The following is a 22892-nucleotide window of genomic DNA, read 5'->3' as shown; positions in this document are numbered from 1 at the left end:
CTCCCGAGCAGCCGGCGCCCGAACAGTCAGTGCCCGATGAGCCGGCCGCGCGAAGGGGCGCCGCGGTGGCCGGACTGGCCGGGTCGTGTCATCCCGGGCCCGTGGCGGCGGTCACCGCACTGATGGCCGGTCTCTCCGTCACCGCAGGACAGAGCGGTCCACGCAGCGTGCTGACCGTCGCCGCGGTGCTCACCGGGCAGTTGTCCGTCGGCTGGTGCAACGACGCGGTCGACGCCCGCAGGGACATCGCGGCCGGCCGCCGCGGCAAGCCGGTCGTCGACGGCGCGGTCGGCGTGCGTACGGTATGGACCGCCGCGTTCCTGGCGTTGGCGCTGTGTGTACCGCTGTCGTTCGGCTGCGGTCCGTGGGCGGGCGCCGTCCACCTGCTCGGCGTCGCGGGTGCGTGGGCGTACAACCTCCGGCTCAAGGCGACCGTCTGGTCCTGGCTGCCCTACGCACTGGGCTTCGCCAGTCTGCCGGCCTTCGTCGCGCTCGGCTCCCCCGGAGCGCCCGCGCCGGCCTGGTGGATCGTCACCGCGGGGGCGCTGCTGGGAGTCGGCGCCCACCTGGGTGATGTACTGCCCGACATCCGCGCCGATCTGCGGGCCGGGGTGCGTGGCTGGCCGCAGCGGCTCGGCCCTGACGGTGCCCGGCTGTTGCTGCCGGTACCGCTGGTGGCCGCCTCCGCCGTTCTGGTGCTCGGTCCCGCCGGTCCGCCGGGCACCCGGGGCGCCATGGCGCTCGGGTGTGCGGTGGGGATCGCGGCGGCGGGCAGCGTGCTGGGGCGACGCTGGGAGCGTACGGCGTTCGCTGCGGCCGTGGCGGTGACCGTGGTGGACGTGGCACTGCTGCTGGCGAGCGGCACCCGCATCTCCTGAACGGCGTGCGGACGGCAACCCGTCAGCGTCGCATCCGGCCGGCGTCCTGTCCGTCAGCGTCGCATCCGTCGGCGGAGCAGCCACAGCGAGCCCACCAGCGAGACGAGCAGAGCCCCGACTGCCGCCATCCCGATCGGTGACATGAGGCCTGCGTGGGCGTCGCTGTGCGACGTGCCGTCGGCCGGAGGCGCCTGGGCGGGCAGCGGCGCTGCTTCCGCTGTCGGCTTCGTGTTCGCCTTCGCCCGGTGAAGTACGGCGGGATTCACCCCGGCGGGTCGCAGCGCTCCCACCGGCTGCACCTTGTCGTCGGCGGCGAAGCCCCAGTCGAGGAGCGAACGCGCCTCCTCGTACACGGAACCCGCCTGAGGGTTCATGACCGTCACGATCAGCGTCCGGTTCCCGCGGTGGGCGGCCGCGATCAGGGTGTTGCCGGCCAGCGTGGTGTAACCGTTCTTGATCCCGATGAGCCCCGGATAAGGGTCGACGTCCGTGGTACCGGTCAGCAGCCGGTTGGTGTTCTGGATCTCGAAGGAGGAGCCCACCCGGCCATCGCTGTCCACACCGCCGGGAAACGACGCGACGGCGGTCGAGCAGTACTGGGCGAACGCCGGGTCGGCCAGGCCGGCCCTGCCGAACAGGGCGAGGTCGTAGGCGGAGGAATACTGCCCCGGTGTGTCGTAACCGTCCGGGGACATGACCCGGGTGTCGTCGGCGCCCAGCTCCTCGGCCCGTTGCCGCATGTCGGCGATGGTCTTCTGCACACCCCCGTTCATGGCGGCCAGCACATGCACCGCGTCGCCACCCGAACGGAGGAAGACCCCGCGCCACAGATCCGCCACCCGGTAGGCACGCCCCTCCTGGACACCGACCTGACTGCTCCCCGCGCCGAGGCCGGCCAGATCCGCGGGCGACACGGTGTGCAGCTTCTCCGCAGGGAGCTTGGGCAGCACGGTGAGGGCGAAGAGGGTCTTGAGAGTGCTGGCCGGGGGGAGGTGCATATGGGGTGCCCTGGATGCCAGGACGTCGCCCGTGGTGGCGTCGGCGACCACCCAGGACAGGGCGGACAGCCCCTCGGGCAGAGCGGGGGCGCGGGGGGCACGGTGCTGGTCGGATGGCGGGGACGCGACGCCGGGAGCGATGAAGCCGATGCTCGCGGCCAACACCATGGCGCCCGCACAGAGACTTCGTACGAGGGGTCTGATGATCATTCAGCTAAGGTAAAAAGGAGCATGGTTGCCCGCATCTCGGGCACCGCACCGGAGCTGTCCCTCGTGTACGGCGAACGGGCCCGGACATGTCCCGTCGCACGGTCGTCCGCAGGGAGAGACACGGCCGATTCGGCGCAAGCGGGAGACTCGTTCGGGTGACCGGGCTCGCGAGGTGATCACTACCGGCCTAGCCTGCCCAGCAAGGGCGTGCATTTGTTGCTAAGTGCCGATAAATGCCGCAATTCTCTGCTGGAAGGTACACCCATGCGCTGGACGAGTATCGGTTCCGCCGCCCTGCTGAGCGTTGCCGCGATATCGCTGTCCGCCCCGGCTGCGACCGCCGGCGACGACAGCGGCATCACTTCCTTCGGATACACCGCGACACCGGCCTCGGTCGCGCCCGGCGGCACGGTCACTCTGACCGTGACCGGCTGTGACGCCCCGAGCGTCACCGTCACTTCCGGGGTCTTCGACACCGTCACCGTCAAGAAGGGCAAGCCGACGAAGGCGGTGGTCGACCCGGAGGCCAAGCCGGGCGTCCAGTACGACATCACCTTCGACTGCGACGGCGAAACGGGCACCACCCCGCTGACGGTCTCCACCGGCAAGGGTGACGAAAGCGGTAAGCCGGATCAGCACGGCAAGGGCGATGAGACCGGTAAGCCGAACCAGTACGGCAAGGGAGACGAGACGGGCTGGGGGGACCAGGCCGGTAGGCCGGATGGGCCAGGCGCGGCCGACAAGGGCGTCAACGCGGGTCTGGGCGGCTCGATCACCGGCACCGACCCGGCCGAGCTGGTGGCCGGCGGCGTGCTCATCGCCGCCGCCCTCGGCGGGGTGCTCCACCTGCGCCGCCGGGCCCTCCGGGACCGGACCTGACCCGTACGGGGAGCGGCGCGCCCGCCCCGGACGTGCGGGTATGGCGGGGCACGGCCTGCCCCGGCGTCCCGCACCACGGCGACCGCCACCGCGCCCGTTCCCGGACCCGGTCCCACTGGGGTGCCGTGGCGCTCGTGCTGCTCGCCGGAATCGCCCTGGTGCGCAACGGCGCCGAGGGCTCGGGCCCTCCGCAGCCGGAGGCAGCGTCCGTCGCGGACGGCGTGGCCAGCGACCCGAGGCCGGATTCGGTCACTGCGCTCCCGGCCTCCCGTGCCGGGCGGGTGCTGATCCCCGCCATCGGCGTCGACGCACCGGTCACCGAAGTGGGCCGGGGCAAGGACGGCTGGATCGACGCGCCGCCACCGGAGAACAAGAATCTGGCCGGCTGGTACACCGGATCGGTCACGCCGGGGGAGCACGGCACCGCGGTGGTCGTCGGGCATGTGGACAACCTGTCCGGCCCCGCGGTGTTCTTCCGCCTGGGCGAACTGCGGAAGGGCGCGCACATCGACGTACGGCGAGCGGACGGCCGTACCGCTGTGTTCGACGTCTACAGCGTCAAGACCTTCATGAAGAAGGGGTTCCCCGCCCAGCAGGTCTACGGCGGCACCGGTCGGCCCGAACTCCGGGTCATCACCTGCGGCGGCGCCTATTCGACCTCGACCGGTTACGACGGGAACGTCGTCGTCTTCGCGCGGCTGACTTCGTCGCGTGGCTGATCTGTTGCCTGCTGGCCGGCTTGTGCCCGGCAGAGGCCGCCGCCGTACACCGTCAGACGCCTACTGCGGCCCGCCGGGCGACCGCGGCGGGGGCATAGCCGTAGAAGCGCAGGCGGTCGGGGTGCACCAGGTCCCAGCCCGGCTCGGGTTCGCTCTCGCCCCAGGCCACCACCCACTTGCGGCGGGACTCCATGACCCGCACCTCCGGGAATCCGGTCCAGCCGGCGAGCGCGTCACAGATGGCCAGGGCGGTGCGGCAGTTCGTACCGACGACCAGACATCCGCCCCGGCGGGTGCCGCCGACCGGGACGGCCAGCAGCGGGATCCGGGACACCTTGACCGCGACGGCGCCTGCCAGCAGCCCGGAGTCCTCCAGGGCTTCGGCGTAAGCGGCGTAATCGTGCGCGTCCGGGGCCGGCAACAGACTGACTCCCATGGGTGGCACGGTCGAAGGGGCACTGCTCACGACGCGTCATCTCCCGGATCGGTCGTCGGTTCCGTCAAGCTCTGCATCACGGGTCCGGCCCTTCATGCCATGGCGCGGAGCGTCGCCCACACGGTGCGGCCCGCAGCCGGATCCGCGGTTCTGATGCCCCAGTCCTCGGTCAGGGCGTCCACCAGCAGCAGCCCGCGCCCGCTTTCCGCATCCGGACCCGGCACGAGTTTCCGGGGCTTGGGGCCGCAGGTGCCTTCATCCTGCACCTCGACATGCACCAGTCCGTCGGTGCTGCTGCGTACCTGACACAGCACGGCGGTGCTGGCGGTGTGACGCACCGCGTTGGTGACGAGTTCGGAGACGATGAGCACAGTGAGATCACACGTGTCCTCCGCAAGCCCCCACAGTCGCAGACGGTCACGAGTGCGGCGTCTGGCATCCGCCACGGAGTCCGGAGATCCGGGGACGGTGAACACGTGCCTGTGTTCGATCCGTCGCTGGTCCGTGTGCAAACTTCCTGTGTGTAACGGAAGTTGTCCCTGGCTTCTGACATCAGCGCTGTGAGTCACGAGGTTCACTATGCTCGCTGACGCCGTCACATCGCAACCGGCAACCTGATAATTTCAGATTGCCCTCACCCATCTGTCTCTCGCGCCAATCGCCTGGCACACTACGGCTCGTGATGATCAGTCAGGAGGTAGCGAATACGTGAGCGAAGCGAAAGCGGGCACCGCGCCGACCGTCCTGCGCATCGTTCTGAGCAAGCGGTTGGGAGCATTGCGCGAATCAGCCGGAGTGACCTTCGACGAGGCCGCGAAGGCCATCGATGTCACACCGGTGACCATCAGGCGCATGGAGAAGGCCGAAGTCGGCTTGAAGCTCCCTTACGTCCGTCAACTGCTGGCGCACTACGCCGTACCGGCCAAGGAAATCGAGGAGTTCATCTCACTGGCCCGGGACGCCAACAAGCCCGGCTGGTGGCACGACTACCGCGACGCTCTGCCCGACTGGTTCAGCGTCTACGTCAGCCTGGAGGACGAAGCCACCCTCATCCGAACCTATGAACCGCACTATGTGCCGGGCCTCCTGCAGACCGAGGATTATGCCCGGGCGGTACTCGGCGCGGGCGTGGGACGTGACTCCGACGGCGAGCTGGAGCGGCGCGTCGCTCTCCGTCTCAAACGTCAGGAGCTGCTGGAGCAGCCGAACGCCCCTGCACTGTGGGTTCTGTTCGAAGAAGCCGTGCTCCATCGGCCGGTCGGCGGCCGGGAGGTGATGCGCGGCCAGATCGAGCGGCTGTTCCGGGCGACGAGACTGTTCAACGTCACCCTGCAGATCCTGCCGTTCGAAATAGGACCGCACATCGGAGCGTTCGGCCCCTTCACTCTGTTCCGCTTCGAGATGCCCGAACTGCCGGACATCGTCTACACGGAGTCCCTGAGCGGCGCCGCCTACCAGGACCAGCGTCCCTATGTCTCCGCACATCTGGAGGCGCTGGACCGCTTGTCCACCCAGGCGAGGACCGTCGAAGAAACCCGCAAAATTCTGGAAGACGCATGCAAGGACCGCACATGAACCACTCGCACAACACCCTGTCGGCCAACACCGTCCCCACCAACACCGCCCACACCGACGCCGTTCCGGTCAATGGAATTTCCGCCACGTCGCTCGGGATCGACGGCTGGGAGAAGCCCTGGAGCGGGACGAACGGCGGCAACTGCGTGGAGGCCAAGCGGCTGCCCGGCGGCATGATCGCCATCCGGCAGTCCACCGATCCCTCGGGCGCGGCGCTGATCTACACGCGCGACGAGCTCGCCGCGTTCATCGCAGGTGCCAAGGCCGGTCAGGCGGACTACCTGCTGGACGCCTGAGCCCTCCCGAAGCCGTCCCGACCCCCACGAGGAACTGGAGACCTGGCATGGCCGATATCGGTCACGACGCCGATCCGATCGACACCACGAAACCGCACAGTGCCCGTATGTATGACTACTACCTCGACGGCAAGGACCATTACGAGGTTGATCAGGAGGCCGCGGCCCAGGTACTGGCCGTCTTTCCCTCGATCAAGATCTGCGCCAGGACCAACCGGCAGTTCATGCACCGGGCGACCCGCTGGATCACCGCCCATACCGACGTGCGGCAGTTCCTCGACGTGGGAACCGGCATCCCCACCCAGCCGAACCTGCACCAGATCGCGCAAGGGACCCACCCGGAGTCCCGGGTCGTCTACGTCGACTACGACCCCGTGGTACTGCGGCACGCCCAGGCGCTGATGCGGAGCAAGCCGGAAGGCCGTACGGCCTACATCCAGGCGGACGTGCGGGAGCCGGAGACGATCACCTCGGCCGAACTGCTCCACCAGACGCTCGACATGAGCCGGCCGGTCGCCCTGTCCCTCAACGCTCTGCTCCACTTCGTCCCCGACGAGCGCCGGCCGTACGAGATCGTGCAGCACCTTGTTGACGCCCTTGCCCCGGGCAGCTATCTGATGATGTCCCACTGCACTCCCGACTTCGACCCGGAGGCCTGGGAGAAGATCCTCGAGGTCTACCGATCCGGCGGCATCGAGATCCAGGTCCGGTCCCGCAAAGAAGTACTCGGCTTCTTCGACGGTCTCGAATTCGTCGAACCGGGACTCGAAGTCCCCCACCGCTGGCAGCCGGACGGCGAGACCCTGTCCGGTGCGACCGACGCCGCCGTCTCCCTCTACGCGGGTGTGGCCCGCAAGAGGTGACAACGCCGTACGGGGCCACCCCGGGTGTGGGCGGCCCCGTAGCAGGGACGTCGGCGCGGAGGACGACCATCCGGGTCGTCAGCCCTTGCTGGACCCGAGCGAGAGGCCCGCGATGAACTGCTTCTGCAGCAGGATGTAAACGATCAGAGTGGGCACGGCTGCGATCATCGCGGCCGCCGCGATCAGGTTCTGATTGCTCACGAACTGGCCCTGCAGGTTGGCCAGTGCCGAGGTGACCGGGCGTTTGTCGCCGGACGACATCAACGTGATGGCCCAGAAGAAGTCGTTGTAGATCCACGTGGTCAGCAGGGTGGCCAGCGCGGCCAGGGCCGGCCGGCACAACGGCAGGGTCAGCTTCCAGAAGCGGACCCACAGGCTCGCTCCGTCCACCATGGCCGCCTCGTACATCTCCTCCGGGACCGACTTCATGTAGTTGCTCAGCACGAAGACGCAGAAGCCCAGCTGGAACGCCACGTTGATGACGATCAGTCCGGTGATCGAGTTGTACATCAGCCCGCTGCCGCTGAGGAACGACGGCAGCGGCAGCTTCAGGAAGATGCGGTACAGCGGAGTGATGATCACCTGCTGGGGCAGCAGGTTCCCGGCCGTGAAAACGATCAGCAGCGCCACGTTGATCTTGACGTTGACACGGGTCAGCACGAAGGCCACCCCCGAGGCCAGCGCCAGCACGATGACGACGGCCGGGAGAGTGATCAGCACCGAGTTCAGGAAGAAGTGCAGCATGTCCGACTGCACCCACGCATCGCTGAAGTTCTTCAGCGTCAGATGGTGGGGCAGCGAGACATAGCCGTACTTCGTGGTGTCCTGGTACGGCCGGATCGCGACGTACAGGGCGAAGGCGATCGGCAGCAGCCACATGACCGAGGCGCTGATCAGGAACAGCTGGGACGCGATCTGGCCCCAGGGCCGCGTCTTCTTGCGGCCCTGAGCGGCCGGCTGAGCCTGAAGCGGGGGCGGCAGGGTGTCGGTGGTCATCGCGTTTCCTCACGGCGGAACGTCTGGTACAGGAAGATGCAGATCGGCACCAGCGAGATCACCAGCAGCACCACGCCGAGCGCGGAGCCGAAGCCCACGCGTTGGGTCTCGCCGACGATGTTCGATGTGACCAGTACCGAGAGCAGTTCCAGGCCGTTGATTCCCTTGTTGGTGATGTACACCAGGTCGAAGGCGCGCAGCGACTCGATGACGGTGACGACCATGATGACGATGTTGATCGGCCGCATCACGGGGAAGATCACGCGCCAGAAGGTGTCCCAGGCATTGGCCCCGTCGACCCGGGCGGCCTCCCGGAGCGTGGGGTCGACCGCCTTGAGACCGGCCAGATAGAGCACCATCACATAGCCGGACTGCCGCCAGGTCGCTTCGACCAGCACGGCCCACAGGTTGAGGTGCGGGTCGCCGAGCCAGTCGATGGCGTTGTTGCTGCCGTTGCGTCCGATGACGGTGTTGATCAGCCCGAGGTTCTGCGAGTACATGAACTCCCAGATGATGCCGACCAGCGCCAGAGACAGCATGACCGGCAGGAACAGGATGCTCTGATACATCCGGCTGCCCTTGATGCCGCGGTCGATGACGACCGCGAACAGCATGCCGAGCGGTGTCGCGATGAAGACGAAGACGCCGAGCCAGATCAGGTTGTGCCAGACGGCCGGCCAGAAGGACGGATAGTTCGTGGCCGCCTGGTGGAAATTCTGAATTCCGTCCATGCACCCGTTGTTGAGGATGGACGGAAGGTTGGGCTGACAGGTCTTGGTGCTCAGACCTCCCACGCCGTTCCACTTGAAGAACGACAGCAGTACGGTGCCCAGGGCCGGGACCCAGACGAACGCGATGTCGATCAACAGCGGGATGCCGAGCAGCAGGGCGACCACAATGCGGTCGCGTCGGGACATTCTGCGCACGCCCCGGCGGCGACGGCGGACCGGTGCTTCGGTCGTGGCCGGCGCCGCCGGAGCGGGCACGCGAGTCTGCGAACTCATCAGCTGTAGATCGCCTTTGCCTGCGATTCGGCGCTCTTCTGCAGCTTGGCGATGTTGCTGGTGCTCGGGTCGCCGATGAACTTCTGGATGATCGAGATCATCGCTGTGGCCATCGCCGGGTCGGCGTCGCGGTCCATGAACTGACCGACCGCCTTGCACTTGGCGATCTCGGTGACCGACTTCTTCTGGATGGCGTTGTAGCTCGGCACCTGCAGCCCGGTGGCCAGACCCACGTCCCACTGGTCGGTCTTCAGGTAGGTGGCCTCCGCCGCACCCGTACCGATGTACTCCAGAACGGCCTTGGCGGCGACGGTGTTCTTCGCCTTCTTGCTCAGCATGAACCCGTCGGTGGGCGCGTCCATGTAGTCCTGGCCGTACGTCGGGTTGATCGCCGGGAAGGTGAAGAAGTCCAGGTCGTCGAGGTTCGCCTTGTCCGTGACGTACTGCGCCGCGACCTGGTTGGTGCCCTGGAACATCATCCCGGCCTTCTTGGACTCCAGGGTCTTGGCCGCGTCCTGCCAGATGCGGCCGTTGGCGCCGGACTGCATGTAGGGCAGGATCTCGGCCCAGTGCTCGAACACCGTGGTGACGCCCTTGTCCGTCCACGGGATCTCGTGCTTCATCAGCTTCGCGTGGTAGTCGTAGCCGTTGATGCGCATGTTGAGGATGTCGAACGTCCCCAGCGCGGGCCAGCCGTCCTTGTCGGCGAAGGCGATGGGTATGATCCCGTCGCTCTTCATCTTCTTGCACAGCGCCTTGTACTCGTCCCAGGTGGTCGGGACCTGGTAGCCCTTGGCGGCGAAGTGGCTCTTGTTGTAGTGGACCACCCACGGGTAGTTGTACAGCGGAACGAAATACTGGTGGCCGTCCAGCCCGGTGGAGAGCTTCTTGGCGGCCGGTCCGAAGTTGCTGCCGATCTTGTCCCACACGTCGTCCAGCGGCTGGGCGAGGCCCTGCGCGGCGAAGTACTGCATGCGGTAGCCGGCGAACCAGGTGAAGAGGTCGTTCGGCGTGCCCTGCAGATAGCTGGTGATGTTCTCCTGGAAGGAGTTGTGGTCGACCGTGTTGATCGTGATCTTCGACTTGGTCGACGCGGTTGCCGCCGTGCACAGCGCGGCGAAAGCGGTCTTCGCCGCCGGGTCCGAGTAGTTCGAACCGAAGGTGATCGGTCCGCCCTTCTTGCCGTTGTTGGAACTCTTCGGCGAGGACGAGCTGTCACAGGCGGTGAGCAGGCCGCCGGAGACGACAGCCAGGCCGGCCGCGCCGGCGATGCCCCTCAGTACGTTCCTGCGAGTCGGTGACGTCCCGACGTCTCGGCTGGATCCCGACGAATCGACGTCCGACATGGTGCCTCCATGTGTGTGTGGGCGTTCTAGAGGACGAGAGGTGGAGCGACAACGGCGTGGAAGTTCCTGGAGGGGCCCTGTAGCAACTATCGATTTCCAACAGAAGTCACCAAGATGAAACGTATCTCGACCGCTGGGGTAGTTCTACGCCAGATGGTTGGGACCGTCAACGCTCTACAGAGGATGCGTTGCCGGACCGTGATGTCGAACGAGGTGGTGGGTTGGCCGCCAGTTGTCCGCTTCGTCCCCGCGATGGCCGTGATCGGTGCTCTCGACCGATCCGGCGTGCCGCGGACGCCCGGGCCGAGCTCGGACGAGTTGTCACAAGGAACGCCAACTTCCCGCAGCTCACAAGGGAGTGGGACATCCGCGGTTGCCGGTGCGGACGGCTCGCTGGGCGCGGCCCGCGTCGGCTTCCCCGGTCCGGTGCTCGGGCCGGGGGCCGGCGGCGGCGTTGGAGTATGTTGACTTTCGGCTGCCCGCTGCCGGATCAGTTGCCCTGCGCGCCGGCGATGGTCAGTTCGCCCACCGTCTCCGCGAGCAGGGCGGATGCCTGGGCCGGCAGCCGGTCGTCCGTGATGAACCAGTTGATGTCGGCCAGCGGGCAGAAGCCACTGAGGCCGACGACCCCCCATTTGGTGTGGTCCGCCACCACCACGACCCGCCGGGCGGCGGCGACCAGCGCCCGGTTGGTCCGGGCCTCGGCGAGGTTGGGGCTGGTCAGCCCGGCCGCCTCGGACGCGCCGTGGGTGCCCAGTATCAACAGGTCCACATGGAGCGAGCCGATGACCAGGTCGGCCAGCGGTCCGACCAGCGCCGCGGACGGGGTCGGGGAACCGCCGGTGAGCAGCAGCGTCGCAGCGGTCGCCCCGCCGCCCTCCCGGGCCGCGGCCTGGAAGACCTCGGCGACCGGCAGCGAATTGGTCACCACGGTCAGGCTCGGGACGTCCACCAGCCGGGTGGCCACCGCGTGCGCCGTCGTGCCGGCTCCGATGGCGACCACGCTGCCCGGCTCGACCCGCGCCGCCGCCGTGTCCGCGATCGCGGCCTTCGCCGCCGACTCGCGGGTGGACTTCGCCTCGAAACCGGGCTCGTAGAGGCTCGTACTGACCGAAACGGCCCCGCCGTGCACCTTCTCCAGGAACCCGGCGCTCGACAGGGCGTCCAGGTCCCGGCGGATGGTCATGTCCGAGACCCCGAGCTGTCCGACGAGCTGGGTGACCCGGACCGCTCCGTCCCGGCGCACCGACTCCAGGATCAGCGCGCGACGCTGCTGGGCGAGCAGGCCTCCCTGATCCGCCATGTGTATCCACTCCTGTCGGCCGGACACTGCTGAAGGGGTTGCGTGTCTCCGTCGCCCCGCACTATAGAACAGAAGCAATCACAGAAGAACAGCTGAGAAAGCGCTCACATTCGCGCACATCCGCAGTGGGTCCGGTGCCCCGATCGCTCATGCGGTTGCCCCGTTCACCGTGGCCCGGTTGAGTACGGCGGCCAGGTCCGGCGTCTCACTGAGGACGAGCGCGGCGCCGCCGAGTGCGCCGACTCGCGATCCGAGCTCCAACTCCGCCGACACCACGTCCACCTCCCGCACCAGCGAGAGCGCGTACCGGCGGATCGCCGTACGCATGGGCGCCAGGAGTACCTCGCCGGCCCGGGACAACTCACCTCCGACGACGATGCGTTCGGGGTTCAGCAGATTGCAGAGGTTCGCCAGCACCTGACCGACCACGGTGCCCACATCCGCGAACACCCCTTCGCCTGCCCGGTCCCCGGCCGCCGTTCGCGCCAGCATCTCCTCGAGGCCGACGTCCTCGCCGAAGACCGGCCGCAGGGCGGCGACCACGGCCGGGATTCCGGCCTGCAGCACCAGGCAGCCACGGTTTCCGCACCGGCAGGCCGGCCCGTCCGCGCTGACCGACATGTGCCCCAGTTCCCCGGCGGCGCCGACCGCTCCCCGGTAGAGCCGGCCGTCCAGGAGCAGCCCGGAACCGATGCCGCTGGACAGCCCGAAGTAGAGAAGGTTCCGGACCCCGCGCCCGGCCCCCCAACGGGCCTCCGCGACGGCCTCGAGGCGCGTGTTGTTCTCCACCACGACCGGCAGGCCCAGCGCACGCTCGAACTCCTCGGCGGCGTGCACATGCGACCAGGGCTGGCCGGGGAGGGATACGCCCACGATGCCCGTGTCCCGGTGGATCGGCCCCGGCACCCCCATGCCGACCCCGATGACCTGATCCTGGCGCAAACCGGCCTCGCCCAGCAGTTGTTCGAGGATCCGCGCGCCTGCCGCGATGCGCTCGGCGGGGCACCGGGCCGGGTCGAGCACGACACCGGAGCCGGCGATCTCCTGCCCGGACAGGTCGCTGACGTGTACCCACACACCGTCGAAGGTGTGGTTCATCCCGGCCACCGCGGCCGCCCGCGGACTGACCGACAGCAGATCCCGGGCCCGTCCGTCGTGACCGTCGTCCGGCTCCTCCTCGGACTGGACCACCAGCCCCCGCGCCATCAGGTCGCTCACAATCGTCGACACCGTGGTGCGCGAGACTCCCGCCCGGCGTGCCAGCCCGGCCCGATGCAGCGGCCCCTGGGCCAACAGCAGACCGAGCAACTGCTCCTCATTGGTACGGCGCAGACTGCGCAGCGATCCTCCGGGCTGCCGACTCATGGGGGAGAGGTTACCCGGGCGCTCCGAAAGTGTGTCAAGAGTCTTGACGAACGCACGGTGGGGGAGAGCGGTGCCGCGCGGACGGCCGCGGTGGGCCACCGAGCCGGCGGGAGCACGCCCGGTAGCGTTCCGCGTATGGCCTTGATGAGTACGCGCGCACTCAACCGCGCCACCCTGGACCGCCAACTTCTGCTGCGCCGCGAGGTGATGCCGGCCAAGGACGCCGTAGCGCACCTGCTGGGCCTGCAGGCTCAGAACACCAAGCCGCCGTATTACCAGCTCTGGTCCCGTCTCGAAGGATTCGACCCGCAGGAGCTGTCCGGTCTGCTGCAGACGCGTGAGGCCGTCCGTATCGTGACCATGCGTTCCACCATCCACCTGCACACCGCGGACGATGCGCTGACGCTGCGCCCGCTCGTCCAGGCCGCCCGGGACCGTGAACTGGTGGCGTTCCGCAAGGACCTGGTGGGCGTCGACCTCGATCGGCTGGCCGAACTCGCGCGCGCCCTGGTCGAGGACCAGCCGCGCACGATGAAGGAGATCCGGGAAGAGCTGCTGACCCGGTGGCCGAATGCCGATCCGTCGGCTCTCTCCATCGCGGCCCGGTGCCGGCTGCCTCTGGTGCAGGTCACCCCGCGCGGGCTGTGGGGCCGGAGCGGTCAGGTCGCGCTCACCACCGTCGAACGGTGGCTGGACCGCAAGCCCGAGGCCGTCCCCGCTCCCGACGCCACCGTGCTGCGTTATCTGCGTGCTTTCGGCCCCGCGTCGGTGATGGACATGCAGAAGTGGGCGGGACTGACCAGATTGGGGGAGGTGTTCGAGCGGCTGCGGCCGCAGCTGATGACCTTTCAGGACGCCGACGGCGTCGAGCTCTTCGACCTTCCGGAGGCGTCGCGTCCGGATCAGCACACCCCCGCACCGCCTCGTTTCCTGCCCGAGTACGACAACCTGCTGCTGGCTCACGCCGATCGCACCCGGGTGATCCCGGCGGAGTACCGGGGCCGCAACGGCAGGGGGAATCAGGCGTTCGGCAGCTTCCTCGTCGACGGATTCCTGGCCGGTATCTGGCGGCAGAAAGAGTACCGGGGAGCCGTCACCCTGCAGATCGACCCGTTCGCCCGGCTGGGTCGCGCCGACCGGGCCGCGCTGGTGGCGGAGGGCGAGCGCATGGTCCGGGAAATGAGCGGTGTCGCCGCGCGCGACGTCAGTTTCGGCGCGTTCCTCGACTGAGCGCCGACCGGCAGCGGCGCGCACGGTGCCGGTTCAGCCGAGTTCCAAGGTGGTGACCCCGTAGACACGGTCCTCGGCGAGCGGCCGGATCGGGCCGGTGTACATCCGGGCCGTTTCGAAGGCCGGCGTCAGACCGAGTGACTGCGCCAGTGCGATACCGGCCGGATTCGCATCGGGGACATCCACCGCGACCTGCGCCGGACCCGCCTCGGCGGCCAGCGCCGCGTACAACGCCCGCGCATCGGACGGCGAGTCGGCGTACAGCGGGCCGATGCGCAGCGTTTCGCGCGCCGGACGGATCACCGCGAAGCCGGTCAGCCGGCCGTCGACGACCCGGGCCAGCGCCCGGTGGCCCTCCGTGGTCAGCCAGCGGTCCAGGAAGCGCGGGCGGTCGGCCGGCCAGCACGCACTGTCGTACACCGCGACGGATTGCCGGTCCGCAGCGGTGATCCGGCGGACGTGCGCGGGCTGCTCGTCGGTACCGATCCGGCCGACGTGGCGCACCGTGCGATGGGCCGGGGAGAAGCCGGACCGGCGGTAGTTGTCCTGCTGAGCGACCACGCCGTCGAGACCGATGGTCCTGGCCCCCGCGTGCGCGAGTCCCGCCCGCCAGGTGGTCAATCCGTAGCCGTGCCCGCGCTGATCGGGGCGGACCAGATAGCAGCCGAGAAAGGCGTAGCCGTCACCGTAGTTGACCAGCGAGATCGCGGAGACCGGGTCGCCGTCCAGGCGGCCGAGAAAGAAGCCTGCCGGGTCCTGGGCGAAGAAGCTCTCCTCGTCGCGCAGCCCCGGGTTCCAGCCCTCGTCGTGCGCCCAACCGCTGATCACCGGCCAGTCGTCCCGCGTGGCCCGTGAGACCTCAAGCCGCTCGGCGGCTCCGTACGTCATGACTGCTCTCCCTCCGCGATCCCTGGCCCCCGGAACCCCGGGCCGGCGCTGAGCTCACGGCAGCAGCCCCGCGCGCCGGGCCGCCACCACCGCTTCCAGCCGGGTGTGCGCCCCGAGCTTCCGCATGGCTGACCGCAGATAGCCTTTCACGGTCTCCGGCTTCAGTCCCAGCCGCTCGCCGGTCACGGCGTTGGTGGCGCCGGTCGCCACCCAGGCCAGCACATCCACCTCGCGGGTGGCCAGCGAGATCCGCCGTTCCCCCGGCGGCCGACCGCCGCCCGCCAGCCGCCCGCAGACCGCCAGCAGTTCCTCGCGCAGCCACGGGTCCACGATGCGCGGCGCCAGCGCGCGCAGTTCGCTGTGGGCCTCCCGGACCTGTTCCCAGGCGCCCGGGCCGGCCACCGGTTCCCGCGCCGCGGCCAGCAACTGCTGCACCTCGTCCCGTACGACCAGCGACTGCTCGACATCCCGTGCCGCTTCGACGGCCGCGTTGTACGTGCGGTCGCCGAAGGCCAGCGGCTCGCGCACCGCGCCGTACAGCACACCGCGCACCCTGCGTCGCACGACCACCGGCACCGCGAGGACCGCGTGCAGCCCTTCCGCGCCCACCGCGGTGTCGTACTCGTGGCTGATGTGCAGCGATGACCGGTAGTCGGTCACCGCGCAGGGACGGGACAGCGCGATCGATTTGCCGCCGAGGCCGTTGCCCGCGGACACGGCCAGTCCGCGCAGCGCGGGTGTCGCGGTGCCGCTCAGCTCGGCGATGCGCAGTTGTCTGCCGGCGGTCAGCAGGCCGCCGAAGGCAACCGGCAGCCCGGTGGCGCGGCGCAGCCGCTGCAGCGCCGCTCGCATCTCCACTGCCTCGACCGGCTCCGGCACGCGCGCTTCCTTTCTCTCCGGGGACCGGGGGTGTCTCCTGGGGGGAGACACAGCCTTCGCCCCCGTTCGGGGGTAGTGAGACCTGGGGCACTGATTACACGATGCTGAGGACCGGTCCCGCAATGAGGAGGACACATGGCGCCAGAGAACGCGACGGAGACATTCCGGGCCGCACGGGATTTCCTGCTCCAGCACCGTGCGGAGTACGCCACGGCCTACGAGGGTTTCCGCTGGCCGCGGCCGGAGCACTTCAACTGGGCGCTGGAGTGGTTCGACGTCATCGCCCAGGACAACGACAGGACCGCGCTGCACATCGTGGAGGAGGACGGCACCGAGACCAGGGTGTCGTTCGCCGAGATGGCCGTACGGTCCGACCGGGCGGCCAACTGGCTGCGCGACCGGGGCGTACGGCCGGGCGACCGCATCCTGGTCATGCTCGGCAACCAGCAGGAGCTGTGGGAGACGGCGCTGGCCGCGATGAAGCTGCGGGCCGTCGTCATCCCCGCCACCCCGCTGCTCGGCCCCGCCGATCTGCGGGACAGGATCACCCGCGGCCGCGCCCGCCATGTCCTGGTCCGGAGCGAGGACACCGCGAAGTTCGCCGACGTGCCGGGCGACTACACCCGGATCGCGGTGGGCCCGGACACGCCGGAGGGCTGGCTGGCCTACCACGACGCTGAGGCAGCGTCCGCCGACTTCGAGCCGGCCGGCCCCACCGCTGCGGACGACTCGCTGATGCTCTACTTCACCTCCGGGACGACGGCCCGGCCCAAACTGGTCGAGCACACGCACGCGTCCTACCCGATCGGCCACTTGGCGACGATGTACTGGATCGGGCTGCGCCCCGGCGACGTGCACCTCAACATCTCCTCACCCGGCTGGGCCAAGCACGCCTGGTCGAACCTCTTCGCACCGTGGAACGCGGAGGCGACGGTCTTCATCCACAACTACACGCGCTTCGATCCGGCTCGGCTGATGGCCGAGATGGACCGGGTCGGTGTGACGTCGTTCTGTGCGCCGCCCACCGTGTGGCGGATGCTGATCCAGGCCGACCTCGGCCAGTTGCGAACGCCCCCGCGCGAGGTCGCCGCGGCCGGCGAGCCACTGAACCCGGAGGTCATCGAGACCGTGCGGCGGAAGTGGGGAGTGACGATCCGGGACGGCTTCGGGCAGACCGAGACCGCCGTCCAGGTGGCCAACACCCCGGGGCAGGTGCTCAAGGCGGGCTCGATGGGCCGCCCGACGCCCGGATACAAGGTCGAACTGCTGGACCCGGTCAGCGGTCAGCCGGGAGTGAGCGAGGGGGAGATCGCCCTCGACCTCTCGGCGGAACCCGTCGGTCTGATGGTCTGCTATCACGGCGATCCGGAACGCACGGCCGCGGCGATGGCCGGCGGTTACTACCGCACCGGAGACATCGGCTCGCGGGACGCCGACGGCTACATCACCTACATCGGCCGGTCGGACGACGTGTTCAAGGCGTCCGACTACAAGATTTCGCCGTTCGAGCTGGAGAGCGCCCTGCTGGAGCACGAGGCGGTCGCCGAGGCCGCGGTCGTCCCGGCACCCGATCCGGTGCGGCTGGCCGTGCCGAAGGCGTACGTGGTTCTCGCGGAGGGCTGGGAGCCGGGTCCTGACGCGGCGAAGGTGATCTTCGAGCATTCGCGGGAGGTGCTGGCTCCGTACAAGCGGATCAGGCGGATCGAGTTCGGGGAACTGCCCAAGACGGTCTCCGGGAAGATCCGGCGGATCGAGCTGCGTGAGGCGACGGCGGCCGGTTCCCCCTCCGAGTACGACGAGGAGACACTGCGGTGACCACGTCATGGGAATCGCTCTCGTACGTGCATGGCACCGGCACGACCGCACTGCTCGGCGACACCATCGGCAGCAGCCTGGACCGGGCGATCGCCGCCTTCCCGGCGCGCGAGGCGCTGGTGGACGTGGCGTCGGGGCGCCGCTGGACGTATGCCCGGTTCGGTACGGCGGTGGACGAACTGGCCCGCGGCTTCAGCGGAATCGGGGTCCGCAAGGGCGACCGGGTGGGGATCTGGGCGGTCAACTGCCCGGAGTGGGTGCTGGTGCAGTACGCCACCGCGCGGCTCGGCGCGATCATGGTGAACATCAATCCGGCCTACCGGGCACACGAAGTGGAGTTCGTGCTGAAGCAGGCCGGCATCGCGGTGCTGATCGCCTCCACCGAGCACAAGGGAAGCGACTACCGGGCGCTGGTCGAGGAGGTACGCGGCGACTGCCCCGCGTTGCGGGCCGTCCACTACATCGGCGATCCGTCCTGGGACGCACTGCTCGCAGCGGCCGGACCGGAGTCGCTCGACACCGCGCTCTCCTGCGACGACCCGATCAACATCCAGTACACCTCCGGCACCACCGGCTTCCCGAAGGGGGCCACCCTCTCTCACCACAACATCCTCAACAACGGCTATTTCGTCGGTGAGTTGGTCGGCTACTCGGAGCAGGACCGGATCTGTCTGCCGGTCCCCTTCTACCACTGCTTCGGGATGGTGATGGGCAACCTCGCCGCTACCTCGCACGGCGCGTGCATCGTCATCCCGGCTCCCTCGTTCGACCCGGCGGCCACGCTGCGCGCCGTCGAGCAGGAGCGGTGCACCTCGCTCTACGGGGTGCCGACCATGTTCATCGCCGAGCTGAACCTTCCCGGATTCGCCGATTACGACCTCTCCTCGCTCCGCACCGGCATCATGGCGGGCTCCTCCTGCCCGGCCGAGGTGATGAAGCGGGTCGTCGCCGAGATGCACATGGCCGAGGTGTCCATCTGCTACGGCATGACGGAGACCTCTCCGGTCTCCACCCAGACGCGCCGCGACGACGACCTGGAACGCCGCACCGGGACGGTCGGCCGGGCCCTGCCGCACATCGAGGTGAAGGTCGTCGATCCGGCGACGGGAGTGACGGTGCCGCGTGGCGAGGCGGGCGAGCTGTGCACCCGCGGCTACAGCGTGATGCTCGGCTACTGGGAGGAGCCGCAGCAGACGGCCGGAGTGATAGACGCGGGCCGCTGGATGCACACCGGTGATCTGGCGGTCCTCCGTGAGGACGGGTACGTGCAGATCGTCGGCCGGATCAAGGACGTGATCATCCGTGGCGGTGAGAACGTCTACCCGCGCGAGATCGAGGAGTTCCTCTACGGCCACCCGAAGATCCTCGACGTGCAGGTGGTCGGGGTGCCGGACGAGAGGTACGGCGAGGAGATCCTGGCCTGTGTCATCCCGCGTGATCAGGCCGATCCGCCCACGCTGGAGGAGATCGCCGCGTACTGCCGCGGTCAGCTGGCCCACTACAAGATCCCACGTGCCCTGCAACTCCTGGAGGACTTCCCCATGACGGTCAGCGGAAAGGTCAGGAAGGTGGAACTCCGGGAGCGTTTCGGCCATCACTAACCGTGCGGGGGTTGAGGAACCCCCGCTATACACTCGGTCTATACAGCGTGTGTATAGTCCGAGCCATGTCATTGCTGAGAAAGAAGGCAGCGGCGCGGATCGGATCCGCCGCTGCCCTGGCCGCGCTCATGTCCGTGGTGCTGAGCGGCTGTTCGATGGACACCACCTCGCCGTCCACGGCGCGGAAACACGCGGACGGCAAGCACCCGGCGGATTTCGGCCCCGGCGACTGCCGCAGGGCCAAGTGCATAGCGCTGACCTTCGACGCCGGGCCGGGACCGAACACCCCGCATCTGCTGGACGTCCTGAAGGAGAAGAAGGTCCATGCGACCTTCTTCCTGCTCGGCAAGAACCACGTGATGAAGTACCCCGACGTCGTCAAGCGTGAGGCGGCCGAGGGGCACGAGGTCGGCAACCACACCTGGACCCACAAGATCCTCACGAAGCAGAGCGCGGATGTGGCCCGTCAGGAGATAGAGAAGACCGAGGTCGCGGTGGAGAAGATCACCGGCACCCGGCCCCGGGTGATGCGTCCGCCGCAGGGCAGGACCAACGACAGCGTCTCCAAGATATGCAAGGAGCTCGGCGTCTCCCAGGTGCTGTGGAGCACCACCGCCAAGGACTTCTCCACCAACGACACCGCGCTCATCGAGAAGCGGACACTCGAGCAGGCCAAGCCCGACGGCATCATCCTGCTGCACGACATCTACCCGGGCACGGTGCCGGCCGTCTCCGGCATCATCGACACCCTGCGCAAGCGCGGCTACACCTTTGTCACCGTGCCGCAGCTGATCGCCCCCGCCCAGCTGAAGCCGGGCGCGATCTACCGGCCGTAATTCCTGTCCGCGGCAGCTCGAGTGCCGCGGTGTCACGCGCCCGTCTGCACCAGTTCGGTGGCCGGGGCGTTGACCGGCTGCGGGGCGCCGGTCGGATCCATCACGAAGAGCGGGACGGCGAGTTCGTCGGCCCGGGCGCGTGCCTCGTCGGCGTACCCAGCGAGGGAGAAACAGACGCTGACCGCCGACGCGCTCAGACCGTTCAGCCACAGGCACTCGATGTCCCGCAGTACGGCGGGCCGGGGGGCCGTCTGCACGCCGGCGACCAGGTCGGGGCCCCGTAGGTCGATACCGGACGCAGGCCGTCTGCCCGGCTGCCGGACGTTACGGAAGCCCAGCCAGTCCAGGTAGCGGGCGGCCGCGGACACCGCGTCGCCGGCGGTACGGATCGTCACCGGCCGGAACGCCGGACGGGCAGCGGCCCGGCCCGCCCCGGCCGCCGGCGCCGCGGGCGGTGACACGCTCACCGGCCGTACCGGAATCCGCAGGACCGCGCCGCAGGAGCAGCCGAGCTCCGGCTGCGGCCACTCGTCGCGCCGTCCGCAGGCCTCGCAGCGCACCATGACCCAGTCCTCGGACCAGGTCCGATGAGTGATCGGCTCCGGGGGAGCGCCTTCCAGCAGCGGTGGCGCCAGCGGCGCTCCGCAGGCGCACGGCAGGACCGCGGCGACGTACGCATGCTCCCGGAGGCAGTCCGGGCAGCGCACCCGTGCGGTCCCCGTGGCCTCTCCACTGCCCGTTCCCATGGGCTCATCGTCCACCAAGAGCGCGGCCCGGGGGAGGGACTTCGGACATTGGCGCCCCCGCGAGGGCCTTCGGCCGCGGTGCGCGGCCCGGCGAACACGCTCCCTTGACGGCGGACCGGAACAGCTCTTACATTGCTTCCGTATAGCAGAAATAGAATTCCGTAATGCGGAAATGGGCGATCTCAGGTTGGCGCGACAGGAGGCCCACTCCGACTGGCCGAGCAGGAGTACTCAATGCCACGTATGACCGCTGCCCGAGCGGCAGTTGAGATCCTCAAGCGCGAGGGCGTCACGCACGCGTTCGGGGTGCCGGGTGCGGCGATCAACCCGTTCTATGCGGCGCTCAAGGCCGCAGGCGGTGTGCAGCACACGCTCGCGCGCCATGTCGAGGGTGCCTCGCACATGGCTGAGGGATACACCCGTACCCACCCCGGCAACATCGGCGTCTGCCTCGGTACGTCGGGTCCGGCGGGCACCGACATGATCACCGGGCTCTACTCGGCGATCGGCGACTCGATCCCGATCCTCTGCATCACCGGCCAGGTGGCGACCGCGGAGATGCAGAAGGAGGCGTTCCAGGCCGTCGACATCGCCTCGATCGCCAAGCCGGTGACCAAGGCCGCGACCACGGTCGTGGAGGCGGCGCAGGTGCCCGGCGTCGTCCAGCAGGCCTTCCACCTGATGCGCTCGGGGCGTCCGGGACCGGTCCTGATCGACCTGCCGATCGACGTCCAGATGACCGAGATCGAGTTCGACCCGGAGACCTACACGCCGCTGCCGGTCTACAAGCCGGTCGCGAGCCGCGCGCAGATCGAGAAGGCGATCGCGCTGCTCAACGAGTCGCAGCGGCCGCTGATCGTGGCGGGCGGCGGCATCATCAACGCCGACGCGTCCGACCTGCTGGTGGAGTTCGCCGAGCTGACCGGTATCCCGGTCGTCCCGACCCTGATGGGCTGGGGCATCCTCGCCGACGACCACGCGCTGAACGCCGGCATGGTGGGTCTGCAGACCTCGCACCGCTACGGCAACGCGACGTTCCTGGAGTCCGACTTCGTCCTCGGCATCGGCAACCGCTGGGCCAACCGCCACACCGGCAAGCTGGACACGTACACCAAGGGCCGCAAGTTCGTGCATGTGGACATCGAGCCGACTCAGCTCGGCAAGATCTTCGCCCCGGACTTCGGAATCGCCTCGGACGCCAAGGTGGCGCTGGAGCTCTTCGTCGAGGTGGCGCGCGAGCTGAAGGCCGCCGGCCGGCTCCCGGACCGTACGGAGTGGGCCGCATCGGCCCAGGACCGCAAGGCCAGGCTGCAGCGCCGCACCCACTTCGACAACGTGCCGATCAAGCCGCAGCGGGTCTACGAGGAGATGAACCGCGCCTTCGGCCCGGACACCCGTTACGTCTCCACCATCGGTCTCTCGCAGATCGCCGGTGCGCAGATGCTGCACGTCTACAAGCCGCGTCACTGGATCAACTGCGGCCAGGCGGGCCCGCTGGGCTGGACGATCCCGGCCGCGCTGGGCGTCGCCACCGCCGACCCGGAGACGACGGTCGTCGCGCTCTCCGGCGACTACGACTTCCAGTTCATGCTCGAAGAGCTGGCGGTCGGCGCGCAGCACAACATCCCGTACGTCCATGTCCTGGTGAACAACGCCTACCTGGGTCTGATCCGCCAGGCGCAGCGGAACTTCGACATCGACTTCCAGGTCAATCTCGAGTTCGAGAACATCAACACCCCCGAGATCGGTGTCTACGGCGTGGACCACGTCAAGGTCGCCGAGGGGCTGGGCTGCAAGGCGATCCGGGTCACCGAGCCGGACCAGCTGCTGCCCGCCTTCGAGGAGGCCAAGAAGCTGGCCGCCGAGTACCGGGTGCCGGTCGTCGTCGAGGCGATCCTGGAGCGGGTCACCAACATCTCGATGAGCGGCGGCGACATCGCCGGCGTCAACGAGTTCGAGGACATCGCCACGGAGCCGGGCCACGCCCCGACCGCGATCCTCCCGCTGATCACTTCCTGACCAGCAGCAC

22 protein-coding genes are annotated in these 22892 nt (G+C 68.8%); 11 read left to right on the top strand and 11 right to left on the bottom strand.

Going from position 1 to position 22892, the window contains the following annotated elements; genetic code table 11:
• Positions 1-29 precede the first annotated feature (29 nt).
• Complete coding sequence (locus AB0436_RS17730) at positions 30-878, top strand: UbiA family prenyltransferase (RefSeq protein ID WP_366469106.1); 849 nt, start codon at positions 30-32, stop codon at positions 876-878.
• 53 nt (positions 879-931) lie between these two features.
• Here the strand turns inward: AB0436_RS17730 and AB0436_RS17725 are convergent, their stop codons facing one another.
• Positions 932-2086 carry a D-alanyl-D-alanine carboxypeptidase gene (locus AB0436_RS17725; RefSeq protein WP_366468806.1) on the bottom strand — a complete coding sequence of 385 codons (1155 nt, stop codon included), beginning with the start codon at positions 2084-2086 and terminating at the stop codon, positions 932-934.
• Positions 2087-2350: 264 nt separating this feature from the next.
• Between AB0436_RS17725 and AB0436_RS17720 the strand changes: the two genes are divergently transcribed.
• Both AB0436_RS17720 and AB0436_RS17715 read left to right on the top strand, forming a co-directional pair.
• Positions 2351-2965 carry a hypothetical protein gene (locus tag AB0436_RS17720; RefSeq protein WP_366468805.1) on the top strand — a complete coding sequence of 205 codons (615 nt, stop codon included), beginning with the start codon at positions 2351-2353 and terminating at the stop codon, positions 2963-2965.
• A gap of 125 nt (positions 2966-3090) precedes the next feature.
• Complete coding sequence (locus AB0436_RS17715) at positions 3091-3684, top strand: class F sortase (protein ID WP_366468804.1); 594 nt, start codon at positions 3091-3093, stop codon at positions 3682-3684.
• Between the two features lie 52 nt (positions 3685-3736).
• Here AB0436_RS17715 and AB0436_RS17710 read toward each other — a convergent pair whose 3' ends face one another.
• Both AB0436_RS17710 and AB0436_RS17705 read right to left on the bottom strand, forming a co-directional pair.
• Positions 3737-4120, bottom strand: a complete 384-nt coding sequence (locus AB0436_RS17710) for a DUF6302 family protein (RefSeq protein ID WP_366468803.1) — start codon at positions 4118-4120, stop codon at positions 3737-3739.
• A gap of 92 nt (positions 4121-4212) precedes the next feature.
• Positions 4213-4566: an ATP-binding protein gene (locus AB0436_RS17705; protein WP_366468802.1), complete on the bottom strand. Its 354-nt coding sequence runs from the start codon at positions 4564-4566 to the stop codon at positions 4213-4215.
• A gap of 262 nt (positions 4567-4828) precedes the next feature.
• On the opposite strand from AB0436_RS17705, the gene AB0436_RS17700 reads away from it, so the two are divergent.
• From AB0436_RS17700 to AB0436_RS17690, 3 genes are read left to right on the top strand one after another with little or no spacing between them, the layout of a single operon-like run.
• Positions 4829-5695, top strand: coding sequence for a helix-turn-helix transcriptional regulator (locus AB0436_RS17700; RefSeq protein WP_366468801.1), 867 nt, complete (start codon positions 4829-4831; stop codon positions 5693-5695).
• Positions 5692-5991, top strand: a complete 300-nt coding sequence (locus AB0436_RS17695) for a DUF397 domain-containing protein (RefSeq protein ID WP_366468800.1) — start codon at positions 5692-5694, stop codon at positions 5989-5991. Before AB0436_RS17700 ends, AB0436_RS17695 begins: the two co-directional genes overlap by 4 nt.
• Before the next feature lie 47 nt (positions 5992-6038).
• Complete coding sequence (locus tag AB0436_RS17690; protein WP_366468799.1) at positions 6039-6854, top strand: SAM-dependent methyltransferase; 816 nt, start codon at positions 6039-6041, stop codon at positions 6852-6854.
• Between the two features lie 78 nt (positions 6855-6932).
• Here AB0436_RS17690 and AB0436_RS17685 read toward each other — a convergent pair whose 3' ends face one another.
• From AB0436_RS17685 to AB0436_RS17665, 5 genes are all read right to left on the bottom strand, one after another.
• The gene (locus tag AB0436_RS17685; RefSeq protein ID WP_366468798.1) at positions 6933-7850 is read right to left on the bottom strand and encodes a carbohydrate ABC transporter permease; all 918 of its coding nucleotides are present in this window, start codon (positions 7848-7850) and stop codon (positions 6933-6935) included.
• The gene (locus AB0436_RS17680; protein WP_366468797.1) at positions 7847-8854 is read right to left on the bottom strand and encodes a sugar ABC transporter permease; all 1008 of its coding nucleotides are present in this window, start codon (positions 8852-8854) and stop codon (positions 7847-7849) included. Before AB0436_RS17680 ends, AB0436_RS17685 begins: the two co-directional genes overlap by 4 nt.
• Entirely contained in the window at positions 8854-10200 is a 1347-nt protein-coding gene (locus AB0436_RS17675) for an extracellular solute-binding protein (RefSeq protein WP_366468796.1), read from the bottom strand. The genes AB0436_RS17680 and AB0436_RS17675 overlap by 1 nt, the downstream gene beginning before the upstream one ends.
• 490 nt (positions 10201-10690) lie before the next feature.
• The gene (locus AB0436_RS17670) at positions 10691-11503 is read right to left on the bottom strand and encodes a DeoR/GlpR family DNA-binding transcription regulator (protein ID WP_366468795.1); all 813 of its coding nucleotides are present in this window, start codon (positions 11501-11503) and stop codon (positions 10691-10693) included.
• A gap of 147 nt (positions 11504-11650) precedes the next feature.
• A complete protein-coding gene (locus tag AB0436_RS17665; RefSeq protein WP_366468794.1) occupies positions 11651-12868 on the bottom strand; it encodes an ROK family transcriptional regulator in 1218 nt (405 codons plus the stop codon).
• A gap of 135 nt (positions 12869-13003) precedes the next feature.
• Between AB0436_RS17665 and AB0436_RS17660 the strand changes: the two genes are divergently transcribed.
• Positions 13004-14098, top strand: coding sequence for a winged helix DNA-binding domain-containing protein (locus AB0436_RS17660; protein ID WP_366468793.1), 1095 nt, complete (start codon positions 13004-13006; stop codon positions 14096-14098).
• A gap of 33 nt (positions 14099-14131) precedes the next feature.
• Here the strand turns inward: AB0436_RS17660 and AB0436_RS17655 are convergent, their stop codons facing one another.
• The gene (locus tag AB0436_RS17655; RefSeq protein ID WP_366468791.1) at positions 14132-14986 is read right to left on the bottom strand and encodes a GNAT family N-acetyltransferase; all 855 of its coding nucleotides are present in this window, start codon (positions 14984-14986) and stop codon (positions 14132-14134) included.
• 54 nt (positions 14987-15040) lie between these two features.
• Positions 15041-15865: a LuxR C-terminal-related transcriptional regulator gene (locus AB0436_RS17650; protein WP_366468790.1), complete on the bottom strand. Its 825-nt coding sequence runs from the start codon at positions 15863-15865 to the stop codon at positions 15041-15043.
• 135 nt (positions 15866-16000) lie between these two features.
• Between AB0436_RS17650 and AB0436_RS17645 the strand changes: the two genes are divergently transcribed.
• The 3 genes from AB0436_RS17645 to AB0436_RS17635 all read left to right on the top strand — a co-directional run bounded on the left by AB0436_RS17645 (position 16001) and on the right by AB0436_RS17635 (position 20117).
• Complete coding sequence (locus tag AB0436_RS17645; protein WP_366468789.1) at positions 16001-17680, top strand: AMP-binding protein; 1680 nt, start codon at positions 16001-16003, stop codon at positions 17678-17680.
• Positions 17677-19281: an AMP-binding protein gene (locus AB0436_RS17640; protein ID WP_366468788.1), complete on the top strand. Its 1605-nt coding sequence runs from the start codon at positions 17677-17679 to the stop codon at positions 19279-19281. The genes AB0436_RS17645 and AB0436_RS17640 overlap by 4 nt, the downstream gene beginning before the upstream one ends.
• Before the next feature lie 65 nt (positions 19282-19346).
• Complete coding sequence (locus AB0436_RS17635) at positions 19347-20117, top strand: polysaccharide deacetylase family protein (RefSeq protein ID WP_366468787.1); 771 nt, start codon at positions 19347-19349, stop codon at positions 20115-20117.
• Between the two features lie 32 nt (positions 20118-20149).
• Here AB0436_RS17635 and AB0436_RS17630 read toward each other — a convergent pair whose 3' ends face one another.
• Positions 20150-20863, bottom strand: coding sequence for a hypothetical protein (locus AB0436_RS17630; protein ID WP_366468786.1), 714 nt, complete (start codon positions 20861-20863; stop codon positions 20150-20152).
• A 234-nt stretch (positions 20864-21097) separates the two neighbouring features.
• Between AB0436_RS17630 and gcl the strand changes: the two genes are divergently transcribed.
• Positions 21098-22882: a glyoxylate carboligase gene (gene gcl, locus AB0436_RS17625; RefSeq protein WP_366468785.1), complete on the top strand. Its 1785-nt coding sequence runs from the start codon at positions 21098-21100 to the stop codon at positions 22880-22882.
• Positions 22883-22892: the final 10 nt, after the last annotated feature.

Source organism: Streptomyces sp. NPDC051322 (genome assembly GCF_040689485.1).
Lineage (GTDB): Bacteria > Actinomycetota > Actinomycetes > Streptomycetales > Streptomycetaceae > Streptomyces.
The sequence above is the reverse complement of the archived record's forward strand: the minus strand, read 5'-3'. Positions and strand labels throughout refer to the sequence as shown.